The following is a 6,044-nucleotide window of genomic DNA, read 5'->3' as shown; positions in this document are numbered from 1 at the left end:
AAGCAGTCGGCGAGACGGCGGGTGTCCACCAGGACGACGGCGCCGATCGCGCCGCGGACCAGGTCGTCCCACATGAACCAGAAGCGGTCCTGACCGGGAGTGCCGAACAGGTACAGGATCAGGTCCTGGTCCAGGGTGATGCGGCCGAAGTCCATGGCGACGGTGGTCGTCGTCTTGTCTCCGGTGTGCGTGAGGTCGTCGATGCCCGCGGAAGCGGACGTCATGACGGCCTCGGTGCGCAGCGGGTTGATCTCCGAGACGGCGCCGACGAACGTGGTCTTGCCCACGCCGAAGCCGCCCGCCACCACGATCTTCGCGGACGTGGTGGAGCGGGAAGGCCCTCCGCTAGAGCTTGCGAAGTCCACTGAGCACCCTTTCGAGCAAAGTCACGTCTGGCTGGCCGCCGGCGTTCTCGTCGCCGCCGGGCTGATGGATGGCGACCAGGCCCGCCTCCGCCAAGTCGGCGACGAGGATCCTGGCCACGCCGAGGGGGATCGTGAGCAGCGCCGAGATTTCGGCGACCGACTTGATCTCTCGGCAGAGGTTGCAGATCCGCTGATGCTCGGGCAGCTGGCCCTGCATCTGGTGCGGCTGCGCGGTGGTGTGCACCAGTGCCTCGATGGCGAGCTGGTAGCGGGGCCTGGTGCGGCCGCCCGTCATGGCGTACGGGCGCACCAGGGGGTTGTTCGACGCCCCCGCGGGCGACGGCTCGGGTGAGCGTCGCTGCGGCTGCACGGGCTGGATACGCGGCGCCGGAGGCTGGTCGTACGGCGACGGGCCGGGACCCTGGGGTGCGTACGGCTGACGCCGGTGGCTGGGCGCGGAGGGGAAGTTGTACCGGTTCGGGTTCTGCGAACCGTCACCCTGGCCGCCCTGCCCCTGGCCGGGGCCGTACGACCAGTTGCCCGAAGACGAACCGCCTGGGGGTGTTGCCACTTTCTCCTCCTCCGACTGTGCCGGGCACCCATCACTGTGGGACCGCGTCCCGAAACCTTACGGCCCCGGGACGCCAAGACGCACCGTCTGTCTGTTAGTTGAGAAGGCTCCCCTGGAGCTCTGCTCGAAGGTCCGGGGTCAGGACCGTACCGGCTCGGTCCACCAGAAGCGCCATCTCGTACCCAATGAGACCGATGTCCGCCTCCGGGTGTGCGAGGACGGCGAGCGACGAACCATCGGAAACGGACATGATGAAGAGGAATCCTCGCTCCATCTCCACAACCGTCTGGTTCACACTGCCTCCCTCGAAGATGCGGGAGGCTCCCGCGGTCAACGAGGTCAGACCGGACGCGACGGCCGCCAGCTGGTCGGCGCGGTCACGGGGAAAGCCTTCGGACATCGCCAGAAGGAGTCCGTCGGCGGAGACCACCACCGTGTGGGACACCCCGGGGGTGTTGTCCACGAAGTTGGTGATCAACCAGTTCAGGTTCTGTGCCGCCTGGCTCATCGGGCTCACACTAACGCTCCTGGTTGTAGGTGCTGTCAGGACCACTGTGCTGATTCCTAGTGGCCTGGCCGTTCGTGTCACTACCTGCATTGCGTCCCCGCTGCACGCCCCGGCGCAGGTTGCTCAGCCTGCCCCGGACGTCTTCGGGGGCGCGGGAGACCTGGGGGCCGCCCTGGGGGGTCGATTCCGCGGTTCCCTCGACCAGGTTGGCCTTGGGCACCCGCCGCGGCAGACCGGACGAGGTGACCCCGCCCGCCTTGGGCTTGCGGAGCTGCTCGGCGCGCTGCCACCGGTCGTCGTTGTTCGAGCGCCAGTCGCCGTTGGTCTCCGCGGCCGAAGCCGTGGCCGCCGGCGCCGCCGGCTCCCTCTGCTCCACGGGGCGGCCGTTGCCGTTGACGTTGCCGCCTCCGGTGGATCCGCGGCGGGGCAGCCCGGCGTCGGTCAGCTCGTGGGCGGCCGAGGGGGCCGGTCCCGGACGGGTGAAGCCTACGCGGTCCTGCTCACTCACGTCAGCGGCCTGCGAGGATTCCGCTTCGGGAGCGTACTCGGAGCGGTAGCCGCCCTGATACCCGTCCTGCTGCGGCCAGTCGTCCTGGTAGGACGGCTCTTCGAAGGCCGAGAACGTCTCCGAGGCGGCGCCCCGGGCTCCCGAGTGCTCCTCCTGGACCGGCTCCGCATAAGCGGGCTCCGGGTAGCCGCCGTTGGACGGGAAGTACGTCTCGTCGTACGTCCCCTGCTGCGGATCGGCGTACGCAGTCTGCTGGTCGTACGTCGCCTGCTGATCCTCGTACACGGCCTGCCCGTTGTCGTACGCGGGACGGCTGTCGTAGGACGGCTGTCCGTCGTCGTACCCGGGCTGGCGGCCGTCGAAGTCGTCCCGGTAGCCCTGCGGGCCCTCGATGGCCTCCTGGCCCTGCGCCTGGGCCTCCAGGGCCGCACGGCGCTCCTCACGCATCAGGGAGCGGCCCACCGGATCCAACTCGCGGATGTCGTCGGGGACTTCGGTGTAGCGGCTGTCGTCGAAGCCGAGCTCCGCGGCGGTGCGCAGCGGCTGCTGCTGGACCCCGAAGTCCTCGCCCTGGAACGACTGCTGCTCCGGGATGATCTGCGAGACGGTGAACTCGTCGCGCAGCGGCTGCTGTTCGCCGCCACCACCGTGGGTGATCGCGTCGGGCAGCATGACCAGTGAGGTCGTACCGGCCTGCTCGCCCGAGGGGCGCAGCTGGACGCGGATGCCGTGCCGGTCGGACAGCCGGCCGACCACGAACAGGCCCATGCGCTGCGAGATCGCGACGTCCACGGTCGGCGGGTTGGCCAGCTTGTGGTTGATGTCCGCGAAGTCCTCGGCGGTGAGGCCGATGCCCTTGTCGTGGATCTCGACCATGATGCGGCCGTCGGGCAGACGGGTCGCGGTGACGCGGACTTTGGTCTGCGGGGAGGAGAACGTGGTGGCGTTCTCCAGGAGCTCGGCGAGCAGGTGCACGAGGTCGGTCACGGCGCGGCCGTGGATCTCGGCCTCCGGGACGCCGGAGAGCTCGATGCGCTCGTACTGCTCCACCTCGGAGGAGGCGGCGCGCAGGACGTCCACGAGGGGCACCGGCTGGTCCCAGCGGCGGCCCGGCTCCTCGCCCGCGAGCACCAGGAGGTTCTCGCCGTTGCGGCGCATACGGGTCGCGAGGTGGTCCAGGCGGAACAGGTTCTCCAGCTGGTCCGGGTCGGCCTCGTTGTTCTCCAGGTCGGTGATGAGGGTCAGCTGGCCCTCGATCAGCGACTGGTTGCGGCGCGAGAGGTTGGTGAAGATCGCGTTGATGTTGCCCCGCAGGAGGGCCTGCTCGGCGGCCAGTCGTACGGCCTCGCGGTGGACCTGGTCGAAGGCGCGGGCGACTTCGCCGATCTCGTCCGTGGTGTTGATCGGGATGGGCTGCACGCGGGTGTCGACGCGGCCCGGGTCGGTGCGCGAGAGCTGGTCGACGAGCATCGGCAGGCGCTGCTCGGCGACGCTGAAGGCCGCGTTGCGCAGCTGGCGCATCGCGCGGCTCATCTGGCGCGCCACCATGCCGGCCAGGATGAACGCGGCGAGCAGGGCGACGACGACGACGGCGCCGGTGATGAACGCGTCGGTCTTGGCGCTGTTGGAGATGTCCGCGGCCTCGGCCACCGCCTTGTCGGCGAGGTCCGATTCGATCTGGCGGTAGGCGTTGTACTTGGCGGTGTTGACCGCCCACCAGTTCTGCGCGGTGATGCCCTTGGTGGCGAGCCCGTCGAGGGCGCTCTGCTGCGGGGAGGGGAGCGTCGCGAGGGCCGAGACCATCTTGGTGGTGTCCGACGGCGGCGGCACATAGGTCTGGTTCTGGGCCGCGGCGGCAGCGGCTGCCTGCGTGGCCTGAGCCGTGAGGTCCGTCTTGATCTGCTTCTTGGCGGTGTCGAGCTTGGCCGCGTCGGCCTCGGTGCCACCACCGATGTACTCCTCGATGGCGATGCCCTCGAGGTAGGCGTACGAGGAGAGCGCGACGCGCTGGCTGGCGAGGCTGCCGGCGCCAGGGCCGGGCTTGATCAGCATGTGCATGCCGATGGACCGCTCCAGCGACAGCGCGGCCTTGGACAGCGAGATCGCGTAGACCGTACGGCCGTAGCTGGTGATGTTTCCGGTGCCCAGACCGAGCTCGTTGGCGAACTCCATCAGCGGGTGCTGGATCTGGAGGTAGCTCTCCTCGGTCTGCACGCCGGTGAGCCTGGAGGTGTACGCGACCTTGCGCAGGGAGTCGAGGCCCGGCTCGACCTTGCGGAAGACGGCGAGGCGCCGCTCCAGACCCGCCTTCTTCGGCATGCTCTGGGCGGCCACGTCGAAGGCGTCGGCGGCCGCGTCCGTGTCCTTGCGGACCGCGGTGACGGTGGCCTTGTCCTTGGCGGTCTGGGCGCTGCCCTTCAGCAGCGGGGCCGCGGTGACGTCACGCTCGACGAACAGCTTGTCGCCGTAGTTCAGGGCGGCCTGCACCAGACGCGCCGTCTTCTCCGCGTCCTGGGCTTCCTTCCAGGTGTCGATCGAGCTCTTCACCTGGAAGCCGCCCATGACAAGGCCGACCATCACGGGTATGAGCAGGATCGCGTTCAGCCTGGTCGGCACGCGCCAGTTGCGCGGGGAGAAACGACCGCCGCTCGGCGCGGGCGCCGCCGTGGGCTCCGGGCCGGGCACTTGTGCGGGCGCCGCTCCGCGCGGCGGCGGGGTGAAGTTGCCCCGTGCCGACGGCTCGGGACCGTTCTTGCTTCGCCTCACTCGACCAACAACCTCTCGGCGTCGGCACCTACGTTGTGCCGCGGTATCTCCAGCGCCCTTGACTACTGGGCAGTTCAGCGCATTCCAGCACGTCAGGCGGCGCCCTTCCAAACACTCGGAACCGATGATTCCGAGTGGCACCAGCGCCAGATAAAACGGTCATAAAGAGCGAGCCCCGCCAAAAGGCGGGGCTTTTGTGAGCGCAGCGGTACCGGGTGACCGCGATGCGTGTCGGCGCCAGTGAAATTCTCTGTCGAAACGTTATGAACACTGTGGCCGACCGTGTCAAACGACACAGCCGGCTCCAATGCGTCTACGACAACTGCCTTACGGAACTGTCGACTTGGCTACTACCGCAGCCGTGCCATGAGCGCGTGCTCGACCAGCGTGATCAGCGCGCTCTTCGCATCCGCACGGTGCCGGGCGTCCGTCGTGATGATCGGAGCGTCCGGACCGATCTGCAGCGCCTCGCGGACCTCTTCGGGGTTGTAGGGCTGGTGCCCGTCGAAGCCGTTGAGGGCGATGACGAACGGCAGACCGGAGTTCTCGAAGTAGTCGACCGCGGGGAAGCAGTCGGCGAGACGGCGGGTGTCCACCAGGACGACGGCGCCGATCGCGCCGCGGACCAGGTCGTCCCACATGAACCAGAAGCGGTCCTGACCCGGCGTACCGAAGAGGTACAGGATCAGGTCCTGGTCGAGGGTGATGCGGCCGAAGTCCATGGCCACCGTGGTGGTGGTCTTGTCCCCGGTGTGGGTGAGGTCGTCGATGCCCGCGGAGGCGGACGTCATGACGGCCTCGGTGCGCAGCGGGTTGATCTCGGAGACGGCGCCCACGAACGTGGTCTTGCCGACGCCGAAGCCACCCGCCACGACGATCTTCGCGGAGGTGGTCGCCCGGCCTCCGTCAGAGCTTGCGAAGTCCACTGAGCACCCTTTCGAGCAAAGTCACGTCCGGCGCGCCGCCGTTGTTCTCGTCGCCGCCCGGCTGGTGGATGGCGACGAGTCCGGCCTCCGCGAGGTCCGCGACGAGGATCCTGGCCACACCGAGCGGCATGGACAGGAGGGCCGACACCTCGGCCACCGACTTGACCTCTCGGCAGAGGTGGCAGATCCGCTGGTGCTCGGGGAGCAGCCCCATCAGCTGCGCCGGGTCGGCCGTGGTGCTGATCAGAGCCTCGATGGCGAGCTGGTAGCGCGGCCGGGTCCGGCCGCCGGTCATCGCGTACGGACGTACCAGCGGCTGGTCGCCCTCATCCTCGTACGGCTGTGCGTACGGATCATGAGAGGCGGTGGGCGGGGTCATGAATCCTCCGGGCGGGACAGC

General features: G+C 68.9%; 6 protein-coding genes. All 6 read right to left on the bottom strand.

The window, feature by feature from the left end; all coding sequences use genetic code 11:
* The coding region (locus ACFVXA_RS21185) for an ATP/GTP-binding protein (RefSeq protein ID WP_383740246.1) at positions 1-365 on the bottom strand (365 nt) is incomplete at its 3' end.
* The gene (locus ACFVXA_RS21180) at positions 346-936 is read right to left on the bottom strand and encodes a DUF742 domain-containing protein (protein WP_362032203.1); all 591 of its coding nucleotides are present in this window, start codon (positions 934-936) and stop codon (positions 346-348) included. The genes ACFVXA_RS21185 and ACFVXA_RS21180, both read right to left, overlap by 20 nt.
* Before the next feature lie 94 nt (positions 937-1,030).
* Complete coding sequence (locus tag ACFVXA_RS21175) at positions 1,031-1,444, bottom strand: roadblock/LC7 domain-containing protein (protein WP_005479603.1); 414 nt, start codon at positions 1,442-1,444, stop codon at positions 1,031-1,033.
* A gap of 10 nt (positions 1,445-1,454) precedes the next feature.
* The gene (locus ACFVXA_RS21170; RefSeq protein ID WP_389749071.1) at positions 1,455-4,718 is read right to left on the bottom strand and encodes a nitrate- and nitrite sensing domain-containing protein; all 3,264 of its coding nucleotides are present in this window, start codon (positions 4,716-4,718) and stop codon (positions 1,455-1,457) included.
* Positions 4,719-5,068: 350 nt separating this feature from the next.
* Positions 5,069-5,644 (bottom strand): ATP/GTP-binding protein, encoded by a 576-nt coding sequence (locus tag ACFVXA_RS21165; protein WP_028802395.1) that lies wholly within the window; start codon positions 5,642-5,644, stop codon positions 5,069-5,071.
* On the bottom strand, positions 5,625-6,023 hold the full coding sequence (locus ACFVXA_RS21160; RefSeq protein ID WP_095936861.1) for a DUF742 domain-containing protein: 399 nt from the start codon (positions 6,021-6,023) through the stop codon (positions 5,625-5,627). The genes ACFVXA_RS21165 and ACFVXA_RS21160 overlap by 20 nt, the downstream gene beginning before the upstream one ends.
* Between the last annotated feature and the right edge of the window lie 21 nt (positions 6,024-6,044).

The organism is Streptomyces sp. NPDC058246 (assembly GCF_042881985.1).
In the GTDB taxonomy this organism is placed as follows: Bacteria; Actinomycetota; Actinomycetes; order Streptomycetales; family Streptomycetaceae; genus Streptomyces.
Note: the sequence above shows the minus strand (reverse complement) of the source record. Positions and strands in the feature narration are given on the sequence as shown.

What these genes read in the sequence shown, in the direction of transcription:
- ACFVXA_RS21175 (WP_005479603.1), bottom strand. Translation starts at nt 1,444, where the DNA reads ATGAGCCAGGCGGCACAGAACCTGAACTGGTTGATCACCAACTTCGTG.
- ACFVXA_RS21160 (WP_095936861.1), bottom strand. Translation starts at nt 6,023, where the DNA reads ATGACCCCGCCCACCGCCTCTCATGATCCGTACGCACAGCCGTACGAG.